Origin of the sequence: Halalkalicoccus paucihalophilus (assembly GCF_001593955.1) — an archaeon.
Taxonomy (GTDB): Archaea; Halobacteriota; Halobacteria; order Halobacteriales; family Halalkalicoccaceae; genus Halalkalicoccus; species Halalkalicoccus paucihalophilus.
The window spans coordinates 14,983-40,940 of record NZ_LTAZ01000002.1 but is presented as its reverse complement, the minus strand read 5'-3'; the positions used below and the strand labels follow the sequence as shown (position 1 = coordinate 40,940).

The window sequence follows — 25,958 nt, the reverse complement described above, 5'->3', positions numbered from 1 at the left end:
GTCGGAGCTCCGAGCCCGTTATCGGTTGTCGGGACTACTCGGGTGGTAGTCAGTGTCGTACTCGCCCGGCCGGCCGTCCATGCGATCGGGGTTGATCCGCCCGGCCAGCAACATGAAGTCGACGACCGTCAGCGCGCACATCGCCTCGACAACGGGCACGCCCCGTGGCGGCAGGACGGGGTCGTGTCGGCCGATCACCTGTACCGTCTTCTCCTCGCCGGTCTCCCAGTCGACCGTGGTCTGTTCCTTGGGGATCGAGGTCGGGGCATGTAGCGTCACCTCGCCGGTGATCGGCTCTCCTGTACTGATCCCGCCCTGAATTCCGCCGTGGTCGTTGCCGACGGGGACGGGATCTCCCTCCTCCGAGAACTCCCAGTCCTCGTTTCGCTCCGAGCCCGCGTACTCGCTGGCTTCCTTGCCGAGTCCGAACTCGAAGGCGGTCGTCGCGGGCACGCTCATCATCGCCTGCCCGAGTCGCGCCGGCAGGGAGTCGAAGCGGGGTGCGCCGAGCCCGCGGGGTGCGCCCCGGATCTCGAACTCGATCGACCCGCCGATGGAGTCGCCTTCCTCCTGATAGCGCTCGATCAGCTCCTGCATCTCCCGCGCGACCTCCGGATCGCCACACCGGACGGCGTTCTCCTCGCTGTGCTCGACCATCCCCTCGAAGCTCACGCCCTCGGCCTCGACGTCCCCGATCCGGTTGACGTGGGCCTTGATCTCGACGCCCTGCGAGGAGAGGACCTTCTTCGCGATCGCGCCCGCGGCGACCCAGTTGACGGTCTCGCGGGCCGAGGAGCGCCCACCCCCGCCCCAGTTGCGCGTGCCGAACTTCGCCGAGTAGGTGAAGTCGCCGTGGGAGGGCCGGGGCGCGGTGATGAAGGGCTCGTACTTGCCCGACTGGGCGTCCTTGTTCTGGATGACCATTCCGATGGGGGTCCCGGTGGTGTAGCCGTCCTGCACACCGGATTTGATCGAGACGGCGTCGGGTTCGCCCCGGCTGGTGGTGATCATCGACTGGCCGGGCTTTCGCCGATCCAGATCGCCCTGAATGTCTTCCTCGGAGAGTTCGAGGCCGGCGGGACAGCCCGACACCGTACAGCCCATCGCCTCGCCGTGACTCTCGCCAAAGGTCGTCACCTGAAACAGCCTGCCGAAGGTGTTGCCGTTCATTGTCGCTGGATGGTGGCTCCGAGGTCATAAAGCACGTCGAAGAAGTCCGGAAACGAGACGTCGACGTGTTCGGCTCCCCTGATGGTCGTTTCTCCCTTTGCGACCAGCCCCGCGACCGACAGCGCCATGATGACGCGATGATCGTCGTAGCCCTCGACGGTCGCTCCCGACAGCGCCGACTCGCCGCCGTGAACCACGAGTTCGTCCTCGCGCTCGGTGACCCTCGCGCCGAGTTTCTCCAACTCGTCGGCCATCGCGCTCACCCGGTCGGTCTCCTTGTACCGGACGTGCTCGCAGTTGGTGATCCGCGTCTCGCCCTCCGCGGCGGCACCCAGCGTGGCGATCGTGGGTAGGAGGTCGGGCGTGTCGCCCACGTCTACTTCCACACCCGACAGGTCGGACTTCGAAGCTTCGAGTATCCCCTCCTCCCGATTCCACTCGACCGCCCCGCCCATGCGCTCGACGATCCCGACGATGGCGGTATCGCCCTGCGCGCTCGGTTTGGCACCGCGGACCGTCAGCCCGTCCTCGGCGGCGAGCACGCCCGCCGCCAGCAGGTAGGAGATCGAGGAGAAGTCGCCGGGGACGCGGTACTCGCCGCCCTCGGGCTCGTAGGACTGGTTTCCGGGAACTCGAAAGCCCGATGCGCCGGCCGAGCGAACGTCGCCGCCACCGGCCCCCAGGGGTTCGGCTTCGACCCCGAACTCCGCGAGGACTTCGAGGGTGATGTCGACGTACGGCGCGGACTTGAGTTCGGTTTCGAGGTCGATCTCGATTCCCTCCTCGGTGACCGCGCCGGCCATCAACAACGCGGTGATATACTGGGACGAAACGTCGCCGGGGATCGAAACCGTCCCTCCCGAGATCGGCCCCCCGATTACTAAGGGGGCTTGTCCGTTCCCGCGGGTGCTCTCGGCACGCCCGCCCAACTGCGAGAGGGCGTCCAGAAGCGGCCCCTGCGGGCGCGAGCGAAGCGAGTCGTCGCCCGTGAGGACGGTGATCCCGTCGGCGAGCGCGGCGCTCCCGGTCACCAGCCGCATGGTCGTTCCGCTGTTTCCACAGTCGACGACGTTATCGGGCACGTCGGGAACTCCTGCAAAGCCCTCGATTTCAAGGCTTCCGTCGACCTCGCTCACGTCGCCGCCGAAGGCTTCGACCGCGCGGGCGGTCGCGTGCGGGTCGGCGCTGTCGAGCGGGTCGTATACTGTCGCGCCCGTGGAGTAACCCGCCGCGAGGATCGCTCTGTGAGTATAGCTCTTCGAGGGCGGGGCCCGTACGGTCCCGCGCAGCGCGGAGCGGGAGATGGTGGCGTCCATGCGCGAGCGTGCGTCCCCCGCACCATCACGGTGTCGATGGCGACAACCCAAAGGCCGTCGGCGCGTAGCCCCCCAGTATGTCCTCGGACGCTCGAAGGATTCGCTCGATCGCCGTCACGGCCGAGGACGCCGTTTCGGCCTACGAGGCCGCAGAACGAAGCGCCGCAGACCCCGTCCTGCGGGTCACGCCACCCTTTGCCGGACGGATGCGCGCCCGCCTCCACATGCCCGGGGATGACTCGACCGAGACGGGATCGGTCCACGTGCCCCCGAAGGACCTCTTCGATCCCGAACTGCTCCCCGCCTATCCGGAGCCTGCCGATACCGAAGCCGAGATCCGTACCGACCCCGATCTCGACTATTCGACGGAACTGCACCACGACCGTCACGTCGAGCGGGTCCGCGAGTGGCGCGCGGCGGCGAGGGGGGCGTTCGTCGAGTCGATCGGGATCGATACCCGAGACGGACGCCATCGAATCGGGGTGAAGATACTCGGTGATTGATACGTCTCGGAACCGATAACAGGGTCTGTCACCTACGATAGTCATGGTAGCCATCGAAGTGACCGATCTCACGAAGCGGTACGGGGAGGTGATCGGCGTCGACTCGCTTTCCTTTTCCGTCGAGGAGGGCGAGGTATTCGGGTTTCTCGGCCCCAACGGAGCGGGCAAGACGACCACCATCCGTACCCTTTTGGGATTGCTCTCGCCGACCGATGGCACCGCGCGGGTGCTGGGTGCGGACGTTCGCGACGAGGCCGCGCTGATCGAGGCCAAGCGCCGGATCGGCTACCTGCCCGCCGATCTGGGGTTCGACGAGGGCCTCACTGGAAAGCGGGTGCTCGACCACCACGCCTCGATCAAGGGCGACGCTCGCCGCACGGAACTGCTGGAGCTGTTCGATCCGCCCCTGGAGCGGGTGATCCGCGAGTACTCGACGGGCAACGAGCGGATGCTCGGGATCGTCCAGGCGTTCATGCACGACCCCGAGCTAGTGATCATGGACGAGCCCACCTCGGGGCTCGACCCGCTCAAACAGGAGCGCTTCCACGAGTTCATTCGGGCCGAGCGCGAGCGCGGCACGACGGTCTTCTTCTCCTCGCACGTGCTGAGCGAGGTGCGCCAGGTCTGTGACCGGGTCGGAATCCTCCGGGAGGGGCGACTGGTCGCACTCGAGGACGTCGAGACCCTGCTGAACCGCGGCGGCAAGCGGGTGCAGGTCCGACTGGTCGGGGAGACGAGTCCCGAGAAGTTCGTGACCGAGGGCATGGTCGACGTCGAACCCATCGCCGGCGGCCTCCAGTTCACTTACACGGGCGAGTACAACGCGCTTCTGGACTATCTCGCGGATCACGACGTTCTCGACATCGACATCGGTGAACCGCCGCTCGAGGACGTGTTCATGCACTACTACGGGGACGGGTTCGAGCGGGAATCCGAGTCCGCGACACCGAAAACGGAGGCGCTCGATGCTTGAGATCGCCCGCTACGAGACCGAAAAGCGTCGCCGGGGAACGGTCGCACTCGCCGTCGGAATCGGGGTCCTCGCGCTGGTGTTCGTCGCCTTCTTCCCGTCGCTGGATTCGGCCGACGTCGACATCGACGCCATGCTCGCGGCGTACCCGCCCGCGATCCAAGAGGCGTTCGGGATCGCCACACTCAGCACGATCGAGGGCTTTCTCGCCGTCGAGATCTACCAGTTCGTCTGGTTGCTCCTCCTCGGACTGTATTTCGCCTACAGCGCCGCCGGGCTGATCGCGGACGACGTCGAACGCGACCGGATGGACCTGACTCTCTCGCTGCCGGTCTCCCGGTCGCGCGTCCTCGCCGAGAAGTTCCTGTCCCTTCTGGTGCCGATCCTCGCGCTCAACGCCGTCGTCGCCGCCGCCGTCTACGTCGGCGTGCTCGCGATCGACCAGTCGATCGATCCCCTCGATCTGGCGATGGTCCACGCGCTGTCGGTCCCCTACCTGCTGGCCTGTGGGGCGATCGGGCTCGTCCTCTCGGTGCTGGTCTCCCGCGCGGACGTCGCCAAACGGATCGCCATCGCGCTGGTGTTCGTCCTCTTTCTGGTCGAGTCAGTCTCGGCGAGTACTGAAGAACTCGAATGGCTCGGCTACGTCAGTCCGACCCGCTACTACGACCCGACGGCGATCCTCGTCGAGGGGAGCTACGACTTCGTGGGCGCGGCCGTGTTGCTCGGCGCGGCCGTCGCGCTGGTACTGCTCGCCCGATTTCGGTTTTCCGGAGCCGATATCGGCACGTGAGGCCGCAGGATCAACCGTTATCGTTCCGGAGGTCACAGCGGGGATATGGACCCGGACCTCTCGGCCCTCGATTCGTTCCTCGCGGAGGCGGACGCCGACGGCTACCTGATCGACGCCGATTCCTCGGATTCGGATCAACGGTACCTCTCGGGGTTCGACGCCCACGACCCGTTTTTCACCCTCTATACCGGTGACACGCACCTGCTCGTCTCCGGACTGGAGTACGGCCGCGCGAGAAAGGAGAGTCGCGCCGACTCCGTTTCGCGCTATTCGGATTACGATTACCAGTACGGCTCGCCCGAGGAGCGCTATCGGATGCTCGCGGAGTTCCTCGCCGATCACGGCGTCTCTTCGCTTGCCGTCCCAGCGCGCTTCCCGCTCGCGAGTGCCGACGGTCTGCGCGAGCGCGGGGTCGGCGTCGAAGCCGAGACCGATGACGTGATCACGGGGATCCGCGCGACGAAGACCGACGCGGAGATCGACCACATCAGGGAGGCCCAACGCGCAAACGAGAAGGCGATGGCACGGGCCGAGGAACTGCTCCGAGAGGCCACCGTCGAGGACGGCCTGCTCCGCTTCGATGGCCGCGCGTTGACCAGCGAGCGCGTTCGTCGGGAGATCGAGATCGCCCTGTTGCGCGAGGACTGTGCCCTCGACGAGACGATCGTCGCCTGTGGGGCCGACGCCGCCGACCCCCACGACGATGGCAGCGGCCCCCTCGAAGCGGGCGAGACGATCGTGATCGACATTTTCCCGAAGAGCAAGGAGACGCACTATCTCGCCGACATGACCCGCACCTTCTCCGTGGGCGAGCCCTCGGCGCGCGCCCGCGAGTGGTACGAGCTCACTGCGGAGGCGAAGGAGGCCGCGCTCGCGGCGGTCGAACCCGGCGCGACCGGCGAGGACGTCCACGACGCGGCCTGTGACGTCTACGAGGAGGCGGGCCTGCCGACCCTCCGGGACGACCCCGCGACCGAGACGGGCTTCATCCACTCGACGGGCCACGGGATCGGGCTGGACGTCCACGAACTTCCCCGATTGGCTCCCGGCGGCGCGGAACTGAAGCCGGGCCACGTCATTACCGTCGAACCGGGCCTCTACGACCCCACTGTGGGGGGCATCCGAATCGAGGACCTCGTGGTCGTCACCGAAGGCGGGTACGAGAACCTGACCGACTACCCCGAGGAGTTCGTCATCTGAGACCCGACGAATTTCGTCGATCGTCGTACCTATCTTTATACACTGTCGAATCGAGGGGGAAAACAAGATGGACTGTCCAGAGTGTGGCGACCGACTGGCGAACGTACAGGGCTACGAGACCTGCCCCGACTGTGGCTACGTCAGGCCCCGCGAACGGACGCCCCCAGCGGCATAGCGTCCGCCGATCCGCCGTTTTTCGAGCGCGTGCGACCGGAGCGTATGCCAACGCCTTTTTCCCCGGACGGGTAATGAGGCGTCGATGGACGTACTGATCGTCGGCGCGGGGGCGATGGGGCGCTGGTTCGGGGAGGTGGTCGGGGGCGATGGACGGGTCGCGTTCGTCGACCGCGAGGCAGAAGCCGCCCACGAGGCCGCCGAGACGGTGGGCGGACGGGCGGTCCCCGAGGAGACCGCAGAACGCTTCGATCTCGTCTGTTTCGCGGTGCCGATCCCGGCCGTCGAGCGAGCGATTTCGCTGTACGCTCCCCTCTCAGATCGGGCGATCGCGGACGTCAGCGGCGTCATGGGCGCTCCCGTCGCCGCGATGGAGAGGTCCGCCCCCGAACGCGAACACGTCAGCCTCCACCCGCTGTTCTCCCCCGAAAACGCCCCCGGTAACGTCCCGATCGTCGCCGACGAGGGACCGGTCGCCGGGTGGATCAGGGAGCGTCTCCGTGAGGCCGGAAACACCGTCGTCGAGACCACGCCCGAAGAACACGACGCGGCGATGGAGACGATCCAGACGAAAGCCCACGCCGCGATCCTCGCCTTCGCGCTCGCCGCCGACGAGGTCCCGGAGGGCTTCGAAACGCCCGTCTCGCGCGAACTCGACGACCTCGTCGAGACGGTGACCGGCGGCAATCCCCACGTCTACGCCGACATCCAGTCGACCTTTCCGGGCGCCGACGAGGTCGCCGAGGCCGCCATCGACGTCGCGGAGGCCGACCGCGAGGGCTTCGAGGCGCTGTACCGCGAGGCGGGCACCGGACGGAGCAGCGAGCCGGGTCCGGAACCGGAACGATGAGCCGACAGTCGATCCTCGACGTCGCGAAATACCTCAGGAACGTCCGCCCGATCGACCCCGAGGAGGTCGTCGAGTACGTCGAGGGCGGCGCGCACCCGGCGGTCGTCCGCCAGACCCTCCGGGAGAACGCCCTCTCATTGGGACTGGTCGAACGTGAGGACGGCACCTTCGTCCCCGCGAGCGAGGGGCCGCTCTCGCCGGATTTCGACGGGGTACGCGAGGTTCCGGAACGATACCTCTCGCGCCTCGAGGACCTGCTCGTCGAGCGCTTCGGCCCCGACTGGTCCGACGGTGAGAGCGGGGCCGCTCTCAGGGAGGAGATCCGCCGTCTCAAGGAGCAATACTACCGCCAGCACCCCGTCGAGTACTCCTCCGAGGCGGCGCTGGGCTACGCGATCTATCACCTCCCCGACTACTACGCGGCGACCGGGTACGCGCTGGACGAACTGGGTTCCCGGAACCTGCTCCCCTCGCGGCTCCGGGTGCTCGACGTGGGCGCGGGCGTCGGCGGCCCGGCCCTCGGTCTGGCCGACTACGCCGAGGACGCGCTCGTCGAGTATCACGCGGTCGAACCGAGCGCGGCCGCAGACGTTCTGGAGGAGTTGCTCGCGGAAACGCCCCGGAACTTCCACCCGACGGTCCACCGGAGCACCGCCGAGGCGTTCGAGCCCGAACTGGAATACGACCTCGTCCTCTTTGCGAACGTGCTGATCGAGCTCTCGGATCCGGTCGCGGTTCTGAAGCGGTATCTGGCCCACCTCTCCCCCGACGGCTCGCTGCTCGCTCTCTCGCCGGCCGATAAGAACACCGCGACCGGCCTGCGGGAGGTCGAACACGAGGTCGTTTCGGGGGGCGAGTACACCGTCTTCGCCCCGACACTGCGGCTGTGGCCGGGTCGTGAACCGACCGATCACTGCTGGTCGTTCGACTGCAAGCCCGACCTCGACGTGCCACCGCTCCAGCGCCGCCTCGACGAGGGACGACGCGCCGAGGACGAGCGCGGCGAGCGCGACGCCGCGACTGGCGAATTCGTCAATCGGGACATCCAGTACGCCTACTCGGTCCTCCGGCGCGATAGACGAACCCGACTCGACGCGAGCGCGAGCCCCGAACGGTTCGCCCCGTTCGCCGAGAGCGAGGCCCACGTCACCGACCGGATCGACTGCATCGCTGTCAAACTCAGTCACTCCCTGTCGGAGGGCAATCCCCTCTTCTTGCTCGGGGACGGCAGCCAATCGGAGAGCCATTACGCCGTTCTCACGCGGGAAACGGGGCTCAACCGCCCGCTCGTCGAGGCCGACTACGGCGACGTGCTGGTCTTCGAGTCCGTGTTGGTCCTCTGGAACGACGACGAGGACTCGTACAACCTCGTCGTCGACGAGGAATGCGTGATCGACCGGGTCGGATGACCGTGTTTTTGTCGTCCGCCCCCGAGGCGGGCGTATGGACACGGACCTCGAGATCCTCCTGACCAACGACGACGGGATCGACAGTCCCGGGTTTCGCGCGCTCTACGACGCCCTCTCGGCGGTGGCGAACGTCACCGCTATCGCGCCCGCCAGCGACCAGAGCGCCGTCGGACGGGCGATGTCGAGCGAGGTGGGTGTCGAGGAGCACGAACTGGGCTTTTCCATCGCGGGGACGCCCGCCGACTGCGTGGTCGCGGGGCTGGAGGCGCTCGGTCCGTCGACCGATCTGGTCGTCTCGGGCTGTAACACCGGCGCGAACCTCGGGGCATACGTCCTCGGCCGGTCCGGAACGGTGAGCGCCGCCGTCGAGGCCGCCTTCTGCGGGGTGCCCGCGATCGCCGTTTCCCTCTACATCCCCGAGGACGAGTGGCCCCGCGAGACGGACGTCGAGGAGTACGCGGAGGCCTGTCGCGCCGCCCAGTATCTCGTCGAGCGCGCACCCGCGCGGGGCGTCTTCGAGCACGCCGAGTATCTGAACGTCAACGCGCCCCTACCCGGCGACGAGCCCGCGTCGATGGTCGTCACCCGCCCCTCGACGGTCTACGAGATGGGCGCCATCCAGAACGACGACTCCATCACGCTGCGCGACCTCTCGTGGGAGGCGATGAGCGAGGGGACGATCGACGACCCCGATGGAACGGACAGACGAGCGATCATGGAGGGCAAGGTCAGCGTCTCGCCGCTGACCGCGCCCCACACCACCGAACGCCACGAGGTGCTCGACGGCCTCGCGGCGGAGTACTAGAGCGATAGCGCCGAGAGGACGACCGCCAGCGCGAACAGCGCGAGCAGGACGACCCCGGCCCGCACGAGCACCGACCGGTAGGTCCCGAGGGCCACGGCGGCGTCGGCCGGCCCGCTCGCCCGTCTTCGGTGTCGACCCCGGTCCCGGACGACCCGCCGGGAGCGCCGGCGTCGCGGTTGCGGTCGGGACCGCTGGGAGCGCGACTTGCCAGCGGCCCGTGGCGGCTCCTCGACCGGCCACTCCTCGCCCAAGTGGTGGCGGGCGTACCGGCGATGACCCAGCGCGTCGTAGCGCGCTCGACTCTCCCCGTCGAGCAATACGTCGCGCGCGGTCGTGAGCCGGCGGAACGCCGCCGCGTCGCCACCGTCGACGTCCGGGTGGTGGCGTTTGACCCGTTCGCGATACGCGGTGCGGATCTCCCCCGGACCGGCGTCCGGATCGACGCCGAGAACGTCGTACAGCGTCTCCATCCGGCGGTTCGTAGGGACTCCGCCGTCAAAGCCGCTCGGATCCGACCCCGTCAGGTCCCGTCGTCTCCTGACTCCTCGCTCGCTCGCGTGATCGCGAAGTACGGTCGTTCGCCGGGCTCCTTGTACTCCTCACGGTAGTAGCGGCGGGCGGTGACGTAGGTCGTGTACATCAACACGACGAAAAACAGCGTGAAGGGCAGCGCCATCACCGGGGAGAACGCCTCCATCGCGCTGAAGGCGGGCAAGTTGAGCGTCATGACCCCCAGTACGGTCAGCAACGCGCCCCACCACGCCCGGTTTCTGGCGTTGGGCTCTTCCTCGCCCAGCGTGATCGCACTCAGCATGTACACGGCGGAATCGAGTGTCGTGAGCACGTAACCCGCCATGATGAGGACGAGTAGAACGCCAATCACCGTCCCGAACGGCGTCAGCGTGATCGCGGTTGCGACCGCCGTGGGGATGTCGTTCTGTGCGAACGCCTCGCTCACGGGTCCGACGTAGCCCGGCGCGAGCACCCAGCCGCCGATGATGCCGTGCTGGAGCCACGTGAGCAGGGTGGGTGCGGCGACCAGCGCGACGAAGGTCTCCCGGATCGTTCGGCCCTTCGAGACGCGGGCGACGAAACTCCCCACGAAGAGGCCCCACGCGGCCCACCACGCCCACCAGAAGCTCGTCCAGCTCTGGGGCCACTGCGCGCCGCTCGTGGGGGCGGTGTACAGCGCGAGCCGCGGGAGGTTGTTGAGCCAGATCCCCGTCGCGTCCAGCGTGATGTTGAGGATAAAGAGCGTCGGGCCGACGGCGAGCAACACGCCCGAGGTGACGAGCATCAACACGAAGGTGACCCGCGCGGCGTTTCGGATCCCCTTGTGGAGCCCGAGCCAGACGTCGCCGAGGAAGACCAGTCCGATGAGCGCGAACAGCCCGTAGGTGACGAGGTTCGTCTCGGCCCCGAAGACGTCGCTCAGGATCGTCGCGAGCTGCTGGGCAGTGAAGCCGAGCGTGGTCGCGAGCCCGCCGACGATGGCGATCAGCGCGGCCAGATCAACTAGCCAGAACAGCCAGCCGTAGCGCTCCCTGTCGAGGACGACCGACATCATCGAGCTGATGCGGTAGTCGTCGCTCTCGGTCGTATACGCCATCAGGCCGAAGCCGAGCGCGAAGGGGAGATACCACATCGCCATCCCCGGGAACGACTCGTGGAGGAACATGAAGGCCAGCGCGAGCGACTCGATCGACGCGCCCGGCACGGGCGAGGTCGGCGGCGGCTGGGTGACGATCGAGATGGGTTCTCCGACCCCCCAGACGACGATCGAACTCCCAAATCCGACGGTAAAGACCATCGCGATCCACGAGAACACCCCGAACTCGGGTTCTGCGTCCTCGCCGCCGATGCGGATCCGGCCGTATCTGGAGAACGCCATGAAGAACGTAAAGGCCACCAGCGCGACCCCCAGCGCCATGAACCACCAGCCGAAGCGGTACAGCACCCAGTCGAACGCGCTGTTGAGCGTGGTTTCGAGGGCCGCGGGATAGAGCAGTCCCACGCAGACGAGCGCCGCGAGGGCGGTGATCGTCCCGAAGAAGAATCCCTTGGTCGCCCGATCGGTGCCTTCCAGCCCGAAGACGTTCCAGCGGTTCATCGTCGGGTGACCTCCGAGTCGTGTTTGCGGCCCTGTTCGACGTCGTAGACGCGTCTCTCGCTCCCAGTGGATGTCATGAGTGAACGGATCGTGCCGACCGATCGGTTCCCGCTCGATTCGTCCGAACAGCACCGCCCCGCGTGGAACGCCACGTCCGAAGTGCTGGCGCTTCCTCTCGTTTGAACCTGTCGTTCTCGACACCGAACCGTTCCCGTCTGCGAAACGAATCCATTTGGTTCCGAACCGAGTACTGTCCGTATGGCCGAGACCGACGTCCGAGTGTGGCTGGTCGAGCGCACGTACTCCGACGACGAACAGAATCTCATCATCCTCGTGTATGCAACCCCCGACGGCGAGCGCTACTTCCGGAAGGAACGCGCCCTGACGAGTTTCACCGGCGACTCCCGGAACACGACCGCCGCCCTCGACGTCGACCCCGACAACCTCGGATCCGTCGACGAGGCGGACCTCCGCGAGCAGTACGCCGCCGAGGCCACGCGGATGGCCGACGAACACGACCCAGAGGACCCGATCTAGCGCCGGCGATCAGCGCCCGTCGAGGCGCTCGCCCACGAGCACGCCGACCTGGTCGTGGACCCGCCGGGCGTGGGTGATCGCAAAGCCCGCCTCGGTGAACGCCTCGACGAGAGTGCCGACGGTCGCGGGGTCATCTACGTCGGGACTGTAAAACGGCTCGTCGGGATCGGGGAGTCCGAAGAACATCACGTCGCCCAGCACGAATTTTCGAGGGTTCAGCGAGCCGATCACGGCGATGGCCTCGCGTTTCTCCTCGTTCGCGAGGTGGTGCATCGCGAAGTTCGAGGTCACGATATCTACCTCGCTGCCGTACTGCGGATCCCGAAACCGACCGTCGCCGAATTCGGCGTTCGTAATCCCGTGAGCCTGCGCTTTCTCCCGGGCCTGCTCCAACATCCCCTCGCTGATGTCCCGACCGACCACGCGCTCGGCGTCGGGAGCGAGCGCCAGCGCGATCGCGCCGGTCCCACAGCCGAGATCGAGGACCGTGTCTTCGGGACCGGGATCCGCGAACTCGATCACGAGGCTCGCACAGGCCGCGTACTCCTCGCTGTCCTGGTCCTCGTCGTAGTCGGCGGCGTGCTCGTCGAACCGGGCGGCGTGTTCCTCAACCGTTTTCTTCATACCGTCCCCTACGCACCCCCGGCTCTATGAACGACTCGGAGCCGATCTCACGGTTTCGTTCGGCGAGCCGTCCCCACTCCCGTAACCCTCGCTCGACCCCCTCGGCGGAAAAGCCGACCCGCTCGCCGGCCGCGATCAGTTCGCGCGGCCCGCGCAGTTGGAGGTGGCTCTGAGGGGCGCCGCTCACGACGTAGGGGGCGTCGTACTGCTCGACGAGTTCGCGGAGCTTTCGCATGTCCGAGAGCGCCTGCACCCGCGGGCCCCCCTCCAGTCGGAGCACCGTCGAGAGGTCGAACTCGACGCGAACCCCGTTTCGTGCGGCGGCCTTCGCGAGGACGTGGTTGAAATCGCCCTCGCCGGCCATCGGCTTCACGAGGACGTCGATCCGTTCCTGTTCGACCGCAAAGCGATTCAACTCGGCCGTCCCGCCCCGGATCGCGAGGATCGTGTACTGCTCGCGGCGGTTCCCGAGGTAGCCGCTCGCCCGCTGTGGGTCCTCGACCCGAATCTCGGTCCCCGAGACGACGTCGATTCCGTAGGCCTCGGCGATCGCCTCGGGGTCGTCCTCACGGACGTCTGCGTTGCGGACGACGAGCCCCTCGAAACCGTACTCGTGGGCCGTGTGGGCGAAGCGTGCGGGCGTCGAACGGCCCTCGGGGGTGGCGTAGACCGCCTCGTACATACCCCTTCTTCAGGGGGGCTCGCCATACCCGTGGCGGTTCGGTCGGGTTAGGGTTAACATCCTCGAAAGCGTAGGACCACCCGTATGTCCCGACGTAGAAACCCCTTTGACGACCTCGAGGAGTTCTTCGAACGTTTCAGCCGACAGTTCGAGGACCAGCCCGGTTTCGACCAGGACGTCTTCGGCATGGGCGGATCGAACCGCATGAGCATCGATCTCGCCGACCGGGACGAGGAGTTCGTCGTCACCGCCGACGCTCCCGGTTTCTCGAAGGAGGAGATCGACGTGCGCGTCACCGATCGACGACTCACGATCGAGGCGAACCGAGACGAACGAAGCGAGGAGAGCGACGAGATCTACCTCCGGAGCGAGCGCCACAGCGAGGCGCTCCGCCGGACAATCCAGCTTCCCGAACCCGTCGAGGAGGATGGCGTCTCGGCGACGTACAAGAACGGCGTGCTGACGATTACGCTTCCCAAGCGCGAGCCCGAAACCGGCGGGAAGTCGATCGACATCGAGTAACGCGTTCGTGGCCGTCGGTCCCGCCCGCTCCGTCGCCAGTAACAGCCATACGATTGGGATGCTAAGTAGTCCCATGACGATCTGCGGACGTTGCGAGGGCGAGTTCACCGCCGAGGAGCTGACGCGCCACGAACGCGGCCCGCTGTTGCTCGTTCACTGTCCGGACTGCGGGATGGTTCTGGGGAGCTACCGTCGGCGGTAGCCCGACGGGCGGATCAGGAACGCGAGAGCGCAGGGCCAACCCCTATGGGCATGTCGGTCGTAGCCGGACGCGAGCCGGTCTCGCGGTGGACCGGAGGATCAGCATGGAAAGCGTGAACCCAGCGACCGGCGAGGTACTCGAAACGTACGACGACCACACCGAGGCGGACGTCGACAACGCGCTCGACCGGGCCACCGGGGCGTTCGAGGAGTGGCGCGAGCGTCCGATCAACGAACGACAGGTGCTTCTCTCGCGGGCCGCCGAGGTGCTCCGCGAGAACCAGGAGGAATACGCCGAGTTGATGACCGAGGAGATGGGCAAGCCCATCACCGGGGCCCGCGCCGAGGTCGAGAAGTGCGCGTGGGTCTGTGATTTCTACGCCGAACGCGCAGACGAGTTCCTCGCCGACGAGGTGCTCGGCAGCGAGCCCGAATCGCGCTCGCTCGTCTCGTACGAACCGCTCGGGCCCGTGCTGGCGGTGATGCCGTGGAACTTCCCGTTCTGGCAGGTGTTTCGCTTCGCCGCCCCGCACCTCACCGCGGGCAACGTCGGCCTGTTGAAACACGCCTCGAACGTGCCGGGCTGTGCGAAAGCCATCGAGGAGGTCTTCTCCGAGGCGGGCTACCCCGAGGACGTCTTCAGCAGCCTGCTCGTGGGCTCGGACGCCATCGAGGACATGATCTGCGACGACCGGCTCGCGGCGGTCACACTAACGGGAAGCGAGGGTGCCGGCCGGGCGGTCGCGGAGACCGCCGGCAGCGAGATCAAAAAGAGCGTCCTCGAACTGGGGGGCAGCGACCCGTTCGTCGTGCTCGACGACGCCGACGTCGAGGCCGCAGCCGAGACGGGCGCGCAGGCCCGCACCATCAACTCGGGGCAGTCCTGTATCGCCGCCAAACGGTTCGTCGTCCACGAGGCCGTCTACGACGAGTTCGTCGAGCGCTTCACCGAGGAGATGGAGTCGCTCTCGATGGGGGATCCGAAGGACGAAAGCACCGATATCGGCCCGCAGGCTCGCGAGGACCTCGTCGAGGACGTCCACGACCAGGTCGAACGCAGCGTCGAGGCGGGCGCACGGCTCCGGACTGGCGGTGAACGGCCCGACGAGGAGGGCAACTTCTACCCGCCGACCGTCTTGACCGAGGTGCCACGGGACGCCGCCGCCGCGACCGAGGAGGTGTTCGGCCCCGCCGCCGCCGTGTTCCGCGTCGAGAGCGAAGAGGAGGCCATCGAGGTGGCCAACGACACCGACTTCGGGTTGGGCGCATCGCTCTGGACCGAGGACCTCGATCGGGGCGAGCGCCTCGCCCGCCGGGTCGAAGCGGGCTGTGTGTTCGTCAACGAACTCGTCAAATCGGATCCCCGGATCCCGTTCGGGGGCGTGAAGAACTCGGGCTACGGTCGGGAACTCGCCGAGAAGGGTATCCACGAGTTCGTCAACGAGAAGACCGTCTGGGTGCAGTCGCCCGAGGGATCCGATGACGTCGCGACGGAGTAAAGGGGGCGGGCGCGTAACGGGGAGCAATGGCTGACGGGCGAGGATTCGGGAGACGGCGGCTGCTCCGGGTCGGCGGGCTCTGTGCGGTGGCGGCGAGTGCGGGCTGTACGGGCCTTCGCTCCGGGTCGACACCCGGCGGGAACGAGGACGACTCCGCGATCCACACGCTGACGGTCGTCCTCGAGGAGACGAACGGGGAGCCGGCCCCCGAGGCGTCAGTCTCGGTCCAGTCGAGACAGCTGGTCCCGCAGGGCGACGCGAAGGTGCCCGGCACCGACGGGGTCGTCACCTTCTCCCTCGAAAACGGCGAGTACGTCGTCATCGTCGAGAGTCAGGAGCACACCAACGTCGAGGAGCCGGTGACGATTGACGGCGAGGACCACACGGTGACGATCACCCTCCAACGGGGCTACGGCTAGTCCCGCACGACCAACACGGGAACCGGAGCGTTGTCGACGACCCGCTCGGTGACGCTGCCCATCGACAGCAGTTTCTCGCGCGGGCTCTTGCCGTGGGTGCCGATCGCGATCAGATCGATCCCCGCCTCCTCGGCGTACTCGACGATCTCCTTTTGTGGGGTTCCGGTGCGGATCTCGCCGACTGCCTCCAGTCCGGCCTCCTCCGCCCGCGTACGGACGTGTTCGACGGCCCCCTCGCCCTCGGTCCGAAGCGACTCCTCGACGGACTCGCGGGCGTCCTCTGCGGCACGAGCAACACGGGAGTCGACGACGTAGAGCGCGTGGACCGTCGCGTCGTGGTCGCACGCGATCCGCAGGCCGTGTTCGAGGGTCGTATCGACCATCTCGCTGCCGTCGGTCGGAATTAGGACGCTGTCGTACATGGACGGGCGTTCGTCCCCCGGGCACTTCTAATTACGCCGCCCGTCTCAGAGCACCTCGACGTAGTAATCCTCGGCCGCAGCCGTGCGAGCTCGAACACGCACGGAAACGACCGCGTGATTCCGCCGAACAGTGAAGAACGACGGCCATCGCCCGGTGAGGATCGAGCACGAAAGGACTATCCCGAATCCAGCAGCGCGAGGAGATCGTTCGTCTCACGCGATTCGAGGTCCCGAACCGTCCCGACGATCGTGGCCTTGTGATCCGCACCATACCGTTCGCCAACAATCGTGTCGAACTTCGCTTCGATCTCGCGCCACTCCATCGGGTTCCGGGGATGGCCCGCGAACGCCGACTTCTCGACCCGGTAGGTGGTCCCCTCGTCGGTCGAGATGTCGATGACTGCGGGCATCTCGCCGGCCTCGAATCGCTCGGTGAGTTCCTCGTCCTCCTCGACGTCGACCCGTTTGAGGAGGCTCTGGACGTCCGCGCGCCGGATGCGCTCCCGGTCGTAGGCGTCGTTCGTCAGTTCGCGGTCGATCAGCGCCGCTGCGAGCATATAGGGCAGGGAGTGGTCGGCCTCCGCTTTCGTCGCGACCTCGTAGCGACTCCCCTCGCCGCCGCCGATGATCAGCTTCGCGCCGGCGAAGGTGTCGAGACGGATCTCGCTCACCTCCTCGGGGTCGATCTCCTCGCGTTCGGCGAGTTCGACGATCCCCTCGATCGCCGACTGGGCGTAGGTCTCTGCGACGTAGCGTTTCGTCATCGTTTCGAGGACCCGCCCACAGCCCGGATCGGGGTCGATTTCGAACGGTCCCGAGACGACCGCCTGCCAGCCCTTGCGCCCCTCGAAGACGTCGGTGGGACCCTCCATGCCGTTTCGGGCGAGCATCGCCGCGTACGCCCCATTGCGGGCGGCGTGGGCACTCGCGACGCCCTTCCACTCGTTGATCCCCTCCGTGCGGGTGACCCGCAAGGCGTTGTTCGCGGTGGCGGCGATCCCGATGGCGTTGCGGAGCTCTTCGTGATCCAACCCGAGGACCTTGCCCGCGCCCGCCGTCGCCGAGATCACGGTGTGGGTGACGTGGTCGAACCCCCGGTCGCGCACGGGCGCGTTCCACGCGAGTTCGCCCTGTATCTCGTAGGCGACGCCGATCGCCTCGAGGAGCTCGCGCCCGCTCGCGCCCTCGGCCTCCCCGCAGGCGATCACCGCCGCGACGTTGTCGCTCGGGTGGGGCGTCTCGCCGGGCGCGAGAAACGAGTCCATGAAATCGAGGTATCTGGTGAGTGCGGTGTTGTACATCGTCGCCTCGGGGATCGAGGCGCGCTCCTCGGATCCCCAGAGGTGACACGGGCCGTCGGGACTCACCTCCCTGACGGTAGCCCGGACGGTCTCGGGTGTCCCTTCGTCCAGCGCACCGATGGCGATTCCGAGCGAGTCGAGCACGCGCTTTTTCAGTTCCTCCCGGACCGCCTCGCGCAGGCCGTCGTACTCGACGGCGAGGACGAACTCCGCGAGTTCGTCGGTAGTCGTCATGGATACCCTACCATGGTCCGCGTAAAAAGTGTTGTTCAGACAATATCTAGAGGTCGGCGGTGCAATGATAGGGTTCGCTCCCCTCGTGCGGGTATGGTCAAAGCCTCGGACCTATTGGTCGAGTGTCTCGCCGCCGAGGGGGTCGAGTACGTCTTCGGCGTACCGGGCGAGGAACTCGAGGATCTACTGTTCTCGATTCGGGACTCCGACATCCGGTTCGTTCCGACACGCCACGAACAGGGCGCGGCGTTCATGGCCGACGTTCAGGGTCGCCTGACGGGCGAGGCAGGGGTCTGTCTCAGCACGCTCGGTCCGGGCGCGACGAACCTGCTTACCGGGGTCGCGGACGCCCACCTCGATAAATCCCCGCTGGTCGCGATCACCGGCCAAGGCGGGCGCGAGCGCCTCCATAAGGAGAGCCATCAGGCCCTCGATATCGTCCACACGTTCGAACCGGTCGTGAAGTGGAATACCCAACTGGGTGAACCCGAGATCGTCGCCGAGTCAGTCCGCAAGGCATTCAAACTGGCCGAACACGAGAAACCCGGCGCGACCCACCTCGAGTTCCCCGAGGACGTCGCCGCCGAAGAGACGACCGACACGCCCCTCCCCACCCGCGAGCGAGTGCGCCGGTCCGATCCCGATCCCGACTCGATCGAGCGGGCGGCGACGCTGCTCGAACGCGCCGAACGCCCCATCGTGCTCGCGGGCAACGGCGCGGTGCGAACGCGGGCGCGCGGCGCGGGCCGCGATTCCGCGAGCGCGAACCGGCTTCGCGACCTCGTCGAGCGGGCGGGCGTGCCCGTCGTGGCGACCTACATGGGCAAGGGCGCGATCTCCGACCGCCGACCGCACTCGCTTCTCACCCTCGACTCGGGTCCCGACGGCGAGGCCGCCGACGCGATCGAGAACGCAGACTGCGTGCTCGCGGTGGGCTACGACATCGCCGAACACGACCCGGCGGGCTGGAACCCCGACCTCGATACGACCGTGATCCATATCGATCACGAGCCCGCGGAGGTCTATCGCCACTACAACCCCGAGATCGAGATCGTCGCGGACATCCCCGCGAGCCTGCGGGCGCTCTCGGAGGCGGTGCGTTCCGGCGCGGGCAAGGCGTGGTGTACCGACGTTCACGACCGGATTCTGGAGGACGTCACTCGCCGACCCGACCCCGACGAGCCCTTCAGCGTCCGGCGCACCCTGCCGATCCTGCGGGAGGTGATGGCCGACGACGATATCCTGATCTCGGACGTCGGGAGCCACAAGATGGCGATCGCCCAGAACTTCCCGACCTACGAGCCCAACACCTGCATCATTTCGAACGGTCTGGCGAGCATGGGAATCGCCGTCCCCGGCGGGCTGGCGGCGGATCTCGCCTGCGAGTCGAACGTCGTCGCCGCCACCGGCGACGGCGGCTTCCTGATGAACGGCGCCGAGATCGAGACGGCCACCAGACTGGGTCTCGACTACACGATCCTACTCTTCAACGACGACGACTACGGCCTGATCAGCGAGAAACAGATCGACCATACGGGAGAGCACTTCGGTACCGAGCTCTCGAACCCGGATTTCGTCGCGTTCGCTGAGAGCTTCGGGATAGAGGGACATCGTCCCGAGACGTGGAGCGCGCTCGAGGAGACCCTGAACGAGGTGGTCACCTCGGAGGGGATGGCGCTCGTGGAGGTCGGACTCGGATGACCCTGTCGCTCTCCCGGCGGGCGGCCCTCTGGGGCGAGCGCCCGGCCGTGATCGACACCAGCGAGGGGCGCCGCTACAGCTACGCACAACTCGATTCGCTCGCCGATCGGTTCGCCCGGAAACTCGCCGGACTCGGCGTCGAATCCGGCGACCGGATCGCGCTGCTCGCGCGCGATCGGACCGAGGTCCTCGCGTTGGTCTTTGCGGCCCGGCGGGTCGGCTGTGCGCTCGCCTTTCTCTCGCCCTATCGCTCGAAATCCGAGATCGCGGACCTCGTCTCCCGGCTCGATCCCCGCCTCGTCCTCCACGAGGAAGCCGAATCCGACCGTTTGTGGAAGGTTCGCTCGACGACGAACTTCGGCGAACTCGCGGATACCGAGGGCGATGAGTACGATCCGGAGGAGTCGACGGTCGATCCGTGGCTGCTGTTCCAGTCGCCCGACGGGGCGGATTCGACCGTCTATACGTACTCGGCGACGAGCGCCGAGTGGAACTGTATCGCCGGGCTGACGGCGTGGGGGCTGGGACGGTCGCGGGTAGCGAACCTCGCCTCGCTCTTCCGAACCGACGGCCTGCTCGTGGGGGTTCTCCCGGCGCTGTACGCCGGGGGAACCGTCCTCCTCCACCGGGCGTTCCGCCCCGACCCGGCCCTCGAACTGATCGAGCGCCACGACGCGACCCACGTCTACGGCACACCCCTCGAGTTCGACCGGCTGACCGGTGCCGAAGGGTTCTCGATGGCGAACTTCGCGAGCGTCGAGGCCTTCTATTCGAGCGTGCCGCTCCCCGCGGAGCTTCACGACGCGTATCTGGTAGCGGACCACCCCGTCGGTCGGCTGTTCGGGACGCCCGCCGTACCGCACCTGCTCGCGTTCCCGCCGGGGCGCGGGGACGTCCTCGAGAAAGGCGAGAGCGTCGGCAGGCCCGTCCTCGACTGCGAGGTCCGTATTAATGAGGATCGACTCGAGGCCCGCGGGCCCGTGGTCGCCGAGGGAACCCTCGACGAGGCGTTCGAGGGATGGGTCGAGACGGGCGTGCGGGCACGATGCGACGACGACGGGGATTACTGGATTGAGGACGATAACTAGAGGAGGTCACGCCCGCGTGGCGAGAGCGCGAACAAGCCGACGCCCAAAAGCGCCCATAGCAGGACCATCAGCCACTCGTAGGGCCAGACCAGCGCCGAGGGACCGCCCGGCAGGTAGAGGAAGACGAAGAAGGCCGAGAGGGCGAGCGCGACCCCACCCGTCGCGTAGCCGGCGGGGACCTTGAACGGTCGGTCCATCCCGGGTTCGCGCCGGCGGAGGACGAGAAACGAGACGCAGACGAACAGCCACGCGAGGACGATCCCCAGCCCGCCCGCGTTGACGATCCAGCCGAGCATCCCCTCGCCGAACAGCGGCGCGAGCACCGAGGAAACCCCGATCAGCAGGATGGCGTTGTGGGGCGTGTTGTACTCGGGGTGGGTCTTCGCGAGGAAGGTGGGCAGCATCCCCGACTCGGCCATCGCGAAGATCGCGCGGCTCCCGCCGATGACGAAGGCGTTCCAGCTCGTGAGGATGCCCGCGATGCCCGCGAGCGCCATCAGTTGGCCGACGGTGACGCTGTCGTACAGCGTCTCCATGGCCGCCGCCGCTGGAAGCGGGCTCTCGACCAGCTGTGCGCCCGGCAGGGCCCGACTGGAACCCCAGAGGACGGCGATGTAAAAGAGGGTCGCCATCAGGACGGCGGCGACGATGATCGTTCCCAGCGAGCGCGTCGGAACGTCGGCCTCCTCGGCGGCCTGGGGGATCACGTCGAAGCCGACGAACATGAACGGTGTCGCGAGCACGACCCCGAAAACGCCCGCGAGCCCGCCGATCACGGGTGGGTCGGGCGACGGTTGGCCGCCGGTGATCGCGCCGATCACGAGAACGACTCCGGCGAGCGCGATGACGAGGGTGACGATCGCCTGAAACTGGGCGGCCGGGCGGATCCCGACGTAGTTGACGCCGGTCATGACGGCCGCGCCGAGCGCGCCGACGAGCACCCACGTCCCGTAGACGGGGTCGCCCGCGATCGACCAGAGTTCGATCGCGTTGAACCCCGGGATCACGAACGCGAGTGCCGACGGCAGGGCGACGGCCTCGAAGGCGGCGACGCTGACGTAGCCGAAGGCGATCGCCCACGTACAGACGAAGGAGCCGAGCGCGCCCAGCGCCCGGTGGCTGTAGACGTGTTCGCCGCCGACGAAGGGCATCGCCGAGGCGAGTTCGCCGTAGATCACTGCGACGAATATCACGAGAACGCCTCCGATGACGAACGCCGAAATGGCACCGACGGGGCCACCTTCGTTGATCCACTGGCCCGAGAGGACGATCCATCCCCAGCCGATCATCGCGCCGAACGCCAGTACGAGCAAATCGCGTTGCGAGAGCGCCTTCACCAGTCCGCGTTCGGTCGTGTCTGCCTCTGACATACACGGCCCCTCACAGTACGGGTAAAAATACGTTCGGGGGACGGCAACGGGGTGTCGCGAGGCCTACAGGAACTCGCGGACGTTTTCCACTGCCGACTCCTTTTTCGCGGGGTAGGCCTCGACCTTCGCCCGGAGCGTGATCCCCTCGCCGAGCGCGGCCTCGCCGCCGAAGGCGGCCTGCTTGTCGAGATACAAGAACAGTTCGCAGTTCTCGGTCACCCGCTCGTCGAGTTGGTCGCGGACCCGTTCCAAGTCAGTCGACCCCCGCAGCTGATCGAGCACGTGGCGGATCCCGTCGGCGTTCTCGATGCGCGCCGAGAGCACGAGGATGCGGTCGCCGTGATAGCCCTCGGTCTCGGCGCGCTCGATCTCGAAGCCCTCGGGCAGGTAGGTTCTGAGAGCGTCCTCGACCCGCTTTTCGTCCTCGGTCGCATAACAGAACGTTCGGAGGTCGACGTAGTGAAGCGGGACGGAGGCCATCGCGTGTTACTCTTCGGTTTCGTCGTCGGCGGGCGAGAGGTCGGACTCGGGGATACCGGTCTCCTGGCCGTCCTCGAAGCTCACCGTATATGTGGCGTCGCCGAACATCGTGTCCATCACCTGCGTGATCCGTCCCTCCTGGCCGTCGAACTCGCTGTGGTCGTCCGACAGCACGACGCGGTCGTCCTCCTCGAAGCTCATACCCACAGGTAGCCCCCGGTTCGGTAAAAGTAGCGTGGTTCGGCCGGCGAAGCGTTATTCCCGATCCGTACCGTTCCCCCGGTATGCACATCGTCGCGTCCGTACCGGTTCCGAGGGGTGGCTAGTGACGACGATCGACCGGCTGTGGTTTCGCGCGAACGAGGCGAGCCAGCGAGCCGAGCAGGCGTATCACCGCCTGTGCGAGCGCCACGAGGGCTTTCTCGAACGCGAGCGCCACCGGCACGTCTCCCGACGGCGCTTTCGTACCCTGACCGAGCGCGTCGAGCGCACGGGCGCGCCCTACGGGGCCCACACCATCGTCTACCGACCCTCCGGCCAGCTCCTGCTCGTGCGCCACGAGGGCGTCGACCTGTGGGTGCTGCCGGGCGGCGAGGTCGGCCCCGAGGAGGACTTCGAGCGCGCGGCGGTTCGCGAACTCGCCGAGGAGGCCGGCGTCGACGCCGATTATGACGGGTTGGGGATCCTCACGCAGGTCCGGATCATCGCCGGGGAGTACGAGACGTGGGGCGTGATCCCCGTCTTCGCCGCCCGCGCGCTCACGACCGAGACCCACATCGCGGACCCCGACGACGAGATCTCCGCGGCGCGGTGGTTCGGGGATCTCCCGGAGGACACACGGGATCGCGAGGACCTGCTCGCGTGGCGCGAACGCGATCTGTGAGTTACGCCGAATCGGGGCCGTAGCTCTTCCCCTCGCGTGAATCGGCACGCATCCGTCGGAGAGCGGCCTGTGCGTTCGCGGCGTCGTAGCCGAAGAAGACGTCCTCGCCGTATGCCTCTGCGACCTCCGCGGCGTGGATCAGGTTGTCGAGATCGAGGTCGACCGCGTAGAGTTCGACGCTGAAGGGGGTGTCGAGGAGCGTCTCGAAGCCGCTGGCGATCGTTTCGAGCCAGTAGGTCGTCGAGTAGGCCATGTCGTACAGCGGGATCACGAACTCGTCGACGTACGGTTCGACGGCCTCGATGTCGAGGCCGGCGCGCTCGTAGAGGTGGCCCGGGTACGGGTCGGGATAGAGGGTAAGATAGGTCGTGCCGGGGATCCTCGCGCTGGCGTCGGCGATAAAGTCGGTGATGACCGACGCGCGCCACGCGAAGCGGTCATCGAACTCGCTCTCCTCGAACAGCCGGTTACAGCGCTCGCAGTAACAGTACTCCTGACGGGGGAATCCCACGTCGTCGAGACGGACGTCCGCGTTGGCTTCCGCAGCCTCGCTGACCATTTCGAGAAGCCCCTCGCGATAGCCCTCGTGAGTCGGGCAGATGTACGCCCAGTCGAAGTACGGCCGTTCGCGGGTCGCGAGTTCACCCTCCCGGTTCCGGGGGACGAGTTCCGGAGAACTCTCGGCTGCGGCGTTGTCGCCGAAACAGGAGATCATGTTGATGGCCCCGGAGATCGGCTCGGTAGAGCGCCCGCTCACGTCCTTGGACTCGTAGAAGGCGAGATCGAACTCGGGCCAGGTACACTCCTCTCGGTTCCGCGTGACGACCCCGAACATGGGGGCCCTACCGCCGCGGCGCGTAAGTGCGTTGCTACGTGGCCGACAACGTTTTTATCGGCGATGGTCGTGTACCGAGGTATGGGACAGTACCAACGGCTGTCGTACTCCCAGTACGCCCGCGGTGGCTTCGCGTTCGGGGTTACGGTATTCGCCCTCGGAATCCTCGGTCACGCGCTCGGCCCGACGCTGTTCGGGTCGTTGCCTCCGTGGGAGGTGACGCTGTTTACCGTCATGGAGTTCGGTGGGATCGCCCTCGCGCTCTGTTCGCCTATCGTCTTCGCGATCGTCCTGCCGTTGATCGAGTGAATGCGCCTCCCCAGCGTGCGAGACCCGCAGTCACTCTGGGACGTCCTTCTGATCAGCCTCGCGGTCATCCTGCCGGTGAAACTCGTCCTGTTGTGGCTCGATTCGCCCATCGTCCGGATCGAAGTCGTCCTCCTCTGGCTCGTCGTCATCGCGTGGGACCTCTGGGCGATCCGGCGGATCCTCGACCGGTCGATTACGTAGACTCGAAGGCGGCATCGAAGAAGTCCACCTCGAACGCCATCGCACGCGAGAACAGCGCGTCGAGACGCGCCTGTCGGCGCTCGGAACACGCCGCCCCATAGGTGTCGAGCTCCGAGCGCAGCCACTCGACGGTCGATTCGAACTCGGGTATCGCGTGGAGTTCGACCCACTCCGCGAAGTAAAACGCCTCGGGCGGCTCCTCGATCGCGCTCGCCCATTCGAGATACGACCACTCGACGGGGACCAGCACGGCGAGCGTCTCGGCGTACCCTCCCTCGTGGGCCGCTCTCAGGATTAGATCTCGAAACCCGGCCGTCGTCGGGTTCATCTCGGGATCGGCCCACCTCGATTCGGGAACCCCGAGGGCCTCAAACGACCGACGGAAGTACTCGTCCTCGTCGCCGGTGATCGCCGAGAGAAACGCCGTCAGGCGGGCTTTCGACTCCATGTCCGGTGCCTGTCCGACGCCGTAGCCGACCAGCGAGACGAGGGTCTCGACGAACGCGTAGTCCTGAACGAGATACCGGGCGAACACTTGCTCGGAAAGGGCTCCGTCCCCGAGTTCCTCGACGAACCGGTGGGTCGTCGTCGCCGTCCAGTCCGGTTCCGAGCGCTCGCGGAGCCAGTCGGTGAAGCGGGCGTCCTCACGGTCGCGCGCATAGGCGTCGAAACTCCCGGGCGCGCTCATATCGTCCACTCCTCCTCGTGCCACGCCGCGTCCCAAAACCGGTACTCGTAGCGCGCGGAGGTGAGAAACGCCTCACGGTACCGTTCTCGACCGGCCTCTCCCGCGTCGGCCGCCATCTCGTCCATGAGGTCCTTGCACCACTCGGCGAGTTCGGCGAACTCCTCGCCCGAGTACATCTCGATCCATGCGGCGTAGCCCTCGTGCTCGGGAAGCCCGGCGTCTGCGAGCCTCCTCCCCGTTTCGTTGAACCCCCACATACAGGGCAACAGAGCGGCGATCAGTTCGCCGAAACCCCCGGTGGCCGCGATCCGGACGAGGAAATCGGTGTACGCTCGGGTCGTCGGCGAGGGATCCGTGTCCTCCAACTCCGCCTCGCTGATCCCGAACTCCGCGGCGTAGGAGCGATGCAGGTCCATCTCGGTCGAAACCGTCTCCGAGAGCAGGTCCGCAAAGCGCTCGATCCGGGCGAGATCCGGCGCGCGGGCGGCTCCGTACGCGAAAACGCGGTTGTACTCGATCAGGTAGTAGTAGTCCTGTCTGACCCAGTAACGAAACGGCACCTCCTCCAAGCTTCCGTCGCCGATCCCCTGCACCATCGGGTGGTCGTGGATGGCGTCCCAGATCCGTTCGGCCTCGGGTTCGAGCGACGCGACGAACGACAT

31 protein-coding genes are annotated in these 25,958 nt (G+C 67.0%); 17 read left to right on the top strand and 14 right to left on the bottom strand.

Annotated features, from left to right (window positions below; genetic code table 11):
- Positions 1-18 precede the first annotated feature (18 nt).
- On the bottom strand, positions 19-1,170 hold the full coding sequence (gene aroC, locus HAPAU_RS03200) for a chorismate synthase (RefSeq protein ID WP_066379539.1): 1,152 nt from the start codon (positions 1,168-1,170) through the stop codon (positions 19-21).
- Positions 1,167-2,486, bottom strand: a complete 1,320-nt coding sequence (gene aroA / locus HAPAU_RS03195; protein WP_066379537.1) for a 3-phosphoshikimate 1-carboxyvinyltransferase — start codon at positions 2,484-2,486, stop codon at positions 1,167-1,169. The genes aroC and aroA overlap by 4 nt, the downstream gene beginning before the upstream one ends.
- 77 nt (positions 2,487-2,563) lie before the next feature.
- Here aroA and HAPAU_RS03190 point away from each other — a divergent pair, with 77 nt between their 5' ends.
- From HAPAU_RS03190 to surE, 7 genes are all read left to right on the top strand, one after another.
- Positions 2,564-2,989, top strand: coding sequence for a hypothetical protein (locus HAPAU_RS03190; protein ID WP_066379534.1), 426 nt, complete (start codon positions 2,564-2,566; stop codon positions 2,987-2,989).
- Between the two features lie 43 nt (positions 2,990-3,032).
- On the top strand, positions 3,033-3,962 hold the full coding sequence (locus HAPAU_RS03185; RefSeq protein WP_066379531.1) for an ABC transporter ATP-binding protein: 930 nt from the start codon (positions 3,033-3,035) through the stop codon (positions 3,960-3,962).
- Positions 3,955-4,752, top strand: a complete 798-nt coding sequence (locus HAPAU_RS03180; RefSeq protein ID WP_066379529.1) for an ABC transporter permease subunit — start codon at positions 3,955-3,957, stop codon at positions 4,750-4,752. The genes HAPAU_RS03185 and HAPAU_RS03180 overlap by 8 nt, the downstream gene beginning before the upstream one ends.
- 45 nt (positions 4,753-4,797) lie before the next feature.
- Complete coding sequence (locus HAPAU_RS03175) at positions 4,798-5,952, top strand: M24 family metallopeptidase (RefSeq protein ID WP_066379526.1); 1,155 nt, start codon at positions 4,798-4,800, stop codon at positions 5,950-5,952.
- Between the two features lie 259 nt (positions 5,953-6,211).
- On the top strand, positions 6,212-6,976 hold the full coding sequence (locus tag HAPAU_RS03170; protein ID WP_066379523.1) for a prephenate dehydrogenase/arogenate dehydrogenase family protein: 765 nt from the start codon (positions 6,212-6,214) through the stop codon (positions 6,974-6,976).
- Complete coding sequence (locus tag HAPAU_RS03165; RefSeq protein ID WP_066379520.1) at positions 6,973-8,385, top strand: small ribosomal subunit Rsm22 family protein; 1,413 nt, start codon at positions 6,973-6,975, stop codon at positions 8,383-8,385. Before HAPAU_RS03170 ends, HAPAU_RS03165 begins: the two co-directional genes overlap by 4 nt.
- A 34-nt stretch (positions 8,386-8,419) precedes the next feature.
- The gene (gene surE, locus HAPAU_RS03160; RefSeq protein WP_066379514.1) at positions 8,420-9,190 is read left to right on the top strand and encodes a 5'/3'-nucleotidase SurE; all 771 of its coding nucleotides are present in this window, start codon (positions 8,420-8,422) and stop codon (positions 9,188-9,190) included.
- Here the strand turns inward: surE and HAPAU_RS23210 are convergent.
- Positions 9,187-9,660: a J domain-containing protein gene (locus HAPAU_RS23210; protein ID WP_066379512.1), complete on the bottom strand. Its 474-nt coding sequence runs from the start codon at positions 9,658-9,660 to the stop codon at positions 9,187-9,189. The genes surE and HAPAU_RS23210 overlap by 4 nt on opposite strands.
- Before the next feature lie 50 nt (positions 9,661-9,710).
- A complete protein-coding gene (locus tag HAPAU_RS03150; RefSeq protein WP_066379510.1) occupies positions 9,711-11,300 on the bottom strand; it encodes a BCCT family transporter in 1,590 nt (529 codons plus the stop codon).
- A gap of 258 nt (positions 11,301-11,558) precedes the next feature.
- Between HAPAU_RS03150 and HAPAU_RS03145 the strand changes: the two genes are divergently transcribed.
- The gene (locus HAPAU_RS03145; protein WP_066379509.1) at positions 11,559-11,837 is read left to right on the top strand and encodes a hypothetical protein; all 279 of its coding nucleotides are present in this window, start codon (positions 11,559-11,561) and stop codon (positions 11,835-11,837) included.
- Between the two features lie 9 nt (positions 11,838-11,846).
- Here HAPAU_RS03145 and HAPAU_RS03140 read toward each other — a convergent pair whose 3' ends face one another.
- Both HAPAU_RS03140 and HAPAU_RS03135 read right to left on the bottom strand, forming a co-directional pair.
- Entirely contained in the window at positions 11,847-12,461 is a 615-nt protein-coding gene (locus tag HAPAU_RS03140) for a class I SAM-dependent methyltransferase (protein WP_066379507.1), read from the bottom strand.
- Entirely contained in the window at positions 12,445-13,143 is a 699-nt protein-coding gene (locus HAPAU_RS03135) for an RNase P subunit p30 family protein (RefSeq protein WP_066379505.1), read from the bottom strand. The genes HAPAU_RS03140 and HAPAU_RS03135 overlap by 17 nt, the downstream gene beginning before the upstream one ends.
- 84 nt (positions 13,144-13,227) lie before the next feature.
- Here HAPAU_RS03135 and HAPAU_RS03130 point away from each other — a divergent pair, with 84 nt between their 5' ends.
- The 4 genes from HAPAU_RS03130 to HAPAU_RS03120 all read left to right on the top strand — a co-directional run bounded on the left by HAPAU_RS03130 (position 13,228) and on the right by HAPAU_RS03120 (position 15,784).
- Complete coding sequence (locus HAPAU_RS03130) at positions 13,228-13,665, top strand: Hsp20/alpha crystallin family protein (protein WP_066379502.1); 438 nt, start codon at positions 13,228-13,230, stop codon at positions 13,663-13,665.
- A 73-nt stretch (positions 13,666-13,738) separates the two neighbouring features.
- Positions 13,739-13,867: a hypothetical protein gene (locus tag HAPAU_RS22725; protein ID WP_281177857.1), complete on the top strand. Its 129-nt coding sequence runs from the start codon at positions 13,739-13,741 to the stop codon at positions 13,865-13,867.
- 103 nt (positions 13,868-13,970) lie between these two features.
- Positions 13,971-15,365: an NAD-dependent succinate-semialdehyde dehydrogenase gene (locus tag HAPAU_RS03125; protein ID WP_066379500.1), complete on the top strand. Its 1,395-nt coding sequence runs from the start codon at positions 13,971-13,973 to the stop codon at positions 15,363-15,365.
- A gap of 26 nt (positions 15,366-15,391) precedes the next feature.
- Positions 15,392-15,784, top strand: a complete 393-nt coding sequence (locus HAPAU_RS03120; RefSeq protein ID WP_066379498.1) for a hypothetical protein — start codon at positions 15,392-15,394, stop codon at positions 15,782-15,784.
- Here HAPAU_RS03120 and HAPAU_RS03115 read toward each other — a convergent pair.
- Positions 15,781-16,206, bottom strand: coding sequence for a universal stress protein (locus HAPAU_RS03115; protein WP_066379495.1), 426 nt, complete (start codon positions 16,204-16,206; stop codon positions 15,781-15,783). The two genes, HAPAU_RS03120 and HAPAU_RS03115, sit on opposite strands and share 4 nt — an antisense overlap.
- A gap of 176 nt (positions 16,207-16,382) precedes the next feature.
- Positions 16,383-17,741, bottom strand: coding sequence for an MmgE/PrpD family protein (locus tag HAPAU_RS03110; RefSeq protein WP_066379493.1), 1,359 nt, complete (start codon positions 17,739-17,741; stop codon positions 16,383-16,385).
- A gap of 93 nt (positions 17,742-17,834) precedes the next feature.
- On the opposite strand from HAPAU_RS03110, the gene HAPAU_RS03105 reads away from it, so the two are divergent.
- Positions 17,835-19,442, top strand: a complete 1,608-nt coding sequence (locus tag HAPAU_RS03105; protein ID WP_066379491.1) for an acetolactate synthase large subunit — start codon at positions 17,835-17,837, stop codon at positions 19,440-19,442.
- Positions 19,439-20,530 carry an AMP-binding protein gene (locus tag HAPAU_RS03100; RefSeq protein ID WP_066379488.1) on the top strand — a complete coding sequence of 364 codons (1,092 nt, stop codon included), beginning with the start codon at positions 19,439-19,441 and terminating at the stop codon, positions 20,528-20,530. Before HAPAU_RS03105 ends, HAPAU_RS03100 begins: the two co-directional genes overlap by 4 nt.
- On the opposite strand, the gene HAPAU_RS03095 is transcribed toward HAPAU_RS03100, so the two are convergent.
- From HAPAU_RS03095 to HAPAU_RS03085, 3 genes are all read right to left on the bottom strand, one after another.
- On the bottom strand, positions 20,527-21,900 hold the full coding sequence (locus tag HAPAU_RS03095) for an APC family permease (RefSeq protein WP_066379485.1): 1,374 nt from the start codon (positions 21,898-21,900) through the stop codon (positions 20,527-20,529). The genes HAPAU_RS03100 and HAPAU_RS03095 overlap by 4 nt on opposite strands.
- A 63-nt stretch (positions 21,901-21,963) precedes the next feature.
- Positions 21,964-22,380: an RNA-binding protein gene (locus tag HAPAU_RS03090; RefSeq protein WP_066379482.1), complete on the bottom strand. Its 417-nt coding sequence runs from the start codon at positions 22,378-22,380 to the stop codon at positions 21,964-21,966.
- A gap of 6 nt (positions 22,381-22,386) precedes the next feature.
- Complete coding sequence (locus tag HAPAU_RS03085) at positions 22,387-22,581, bottom strand: hypothetical protein (RefSeq protein WP_066379479.1); 195 nt, start codon at positions 22,579-22,581, stop codon at positions 22,387-22,389.
- A gap of 124 nt (positions 22,582-22,705) precedes the next feature.
- Between HAPAU_RS03085 and HAPAU_RS03080 the strand changes: the two genes are divergently transcribed.
- Positions 22,706-23,263 carry an NUDIX hydrolase gene (locus HAPAU_RS03080; RefSeq protein WP_066379477.1) on the top strand — a complete coding sequence of 186 codons (558 nt, stop codon included), beginning with the start codon at positions 22,706-22,708 and terminating at the stop codon, positions 23,261-23,263.
- Between the two features lies 1 nt (position 23,264).
- On the opposite strand, the gene HAPAU_RS03075 is transcribed toward HAPAU_RS03080, so the two are convergent.
- Positions 23,265-24,098: a hypothetical protein gene (locus tag HAPAU_RS03075; protein WP_066379476.1), complete on the bottom strand. Its 834-nt coding sequence runs from the start codon at positions 24,096-24,098 to the stop codon at positions 23,265-23,267.
- An 81-nt stretch (positions 24,099-24,179) separates the two neighbouring features.
- Between HAPAU_RS03075 and HAPAU_RS03070 the strand changes: the two genes are divergently transcribed.
- A complete protein-coding gene (locus HAPAU_RS03070; protein WP_066379701.1) occupies positions 24,180-24,407 on the top strand; it encodes a DUF7860 family protein in 228 nt (75 codons plus the stop codon).
- On the top strand, positions 24,408-24,608 hold the full coding sequence (locus tag HAPAU_RS03065) for a hypothetical protein (RefSeq protein ID WP_066379474.1): 201 nt from the start codon (positions 24,408-24,410) through the stop codon (positions 24,606-24,608).
- Here HAPAU_RS03065 and HAPAU_RS03060 read toward each other — a convergent pair.
- On the bottom strand, positions 24,601-25,296 hold the full coding sequence (locus HAPAU_RS03060) for a TenA family protein (RefSeq protein ID WP_066379473.1): 696 nt from the start codon (positions 25,294-25,296) through the stop codon (positions 24,601-24,603). The two genes, HAPAU_RS03065 and HAPAU_RS03060, sit on opposite strands and share 8 nt — an antisense overlap.
- Positions 25,293-25,958 (bottom strand): thiaminase II, encoded by a 666-nt coding sequence (tenA, locus tag HAPAU_RS03055; RefSeq protein WP_066379466.1) that lies wholly within the window; start codon positions 25,956-25,958, stop codon positions 25,293-25,295. The genes HAPAU_RS03060 and tenA overlap by 4 nt, the downstream gene beginning before the upstream one ends.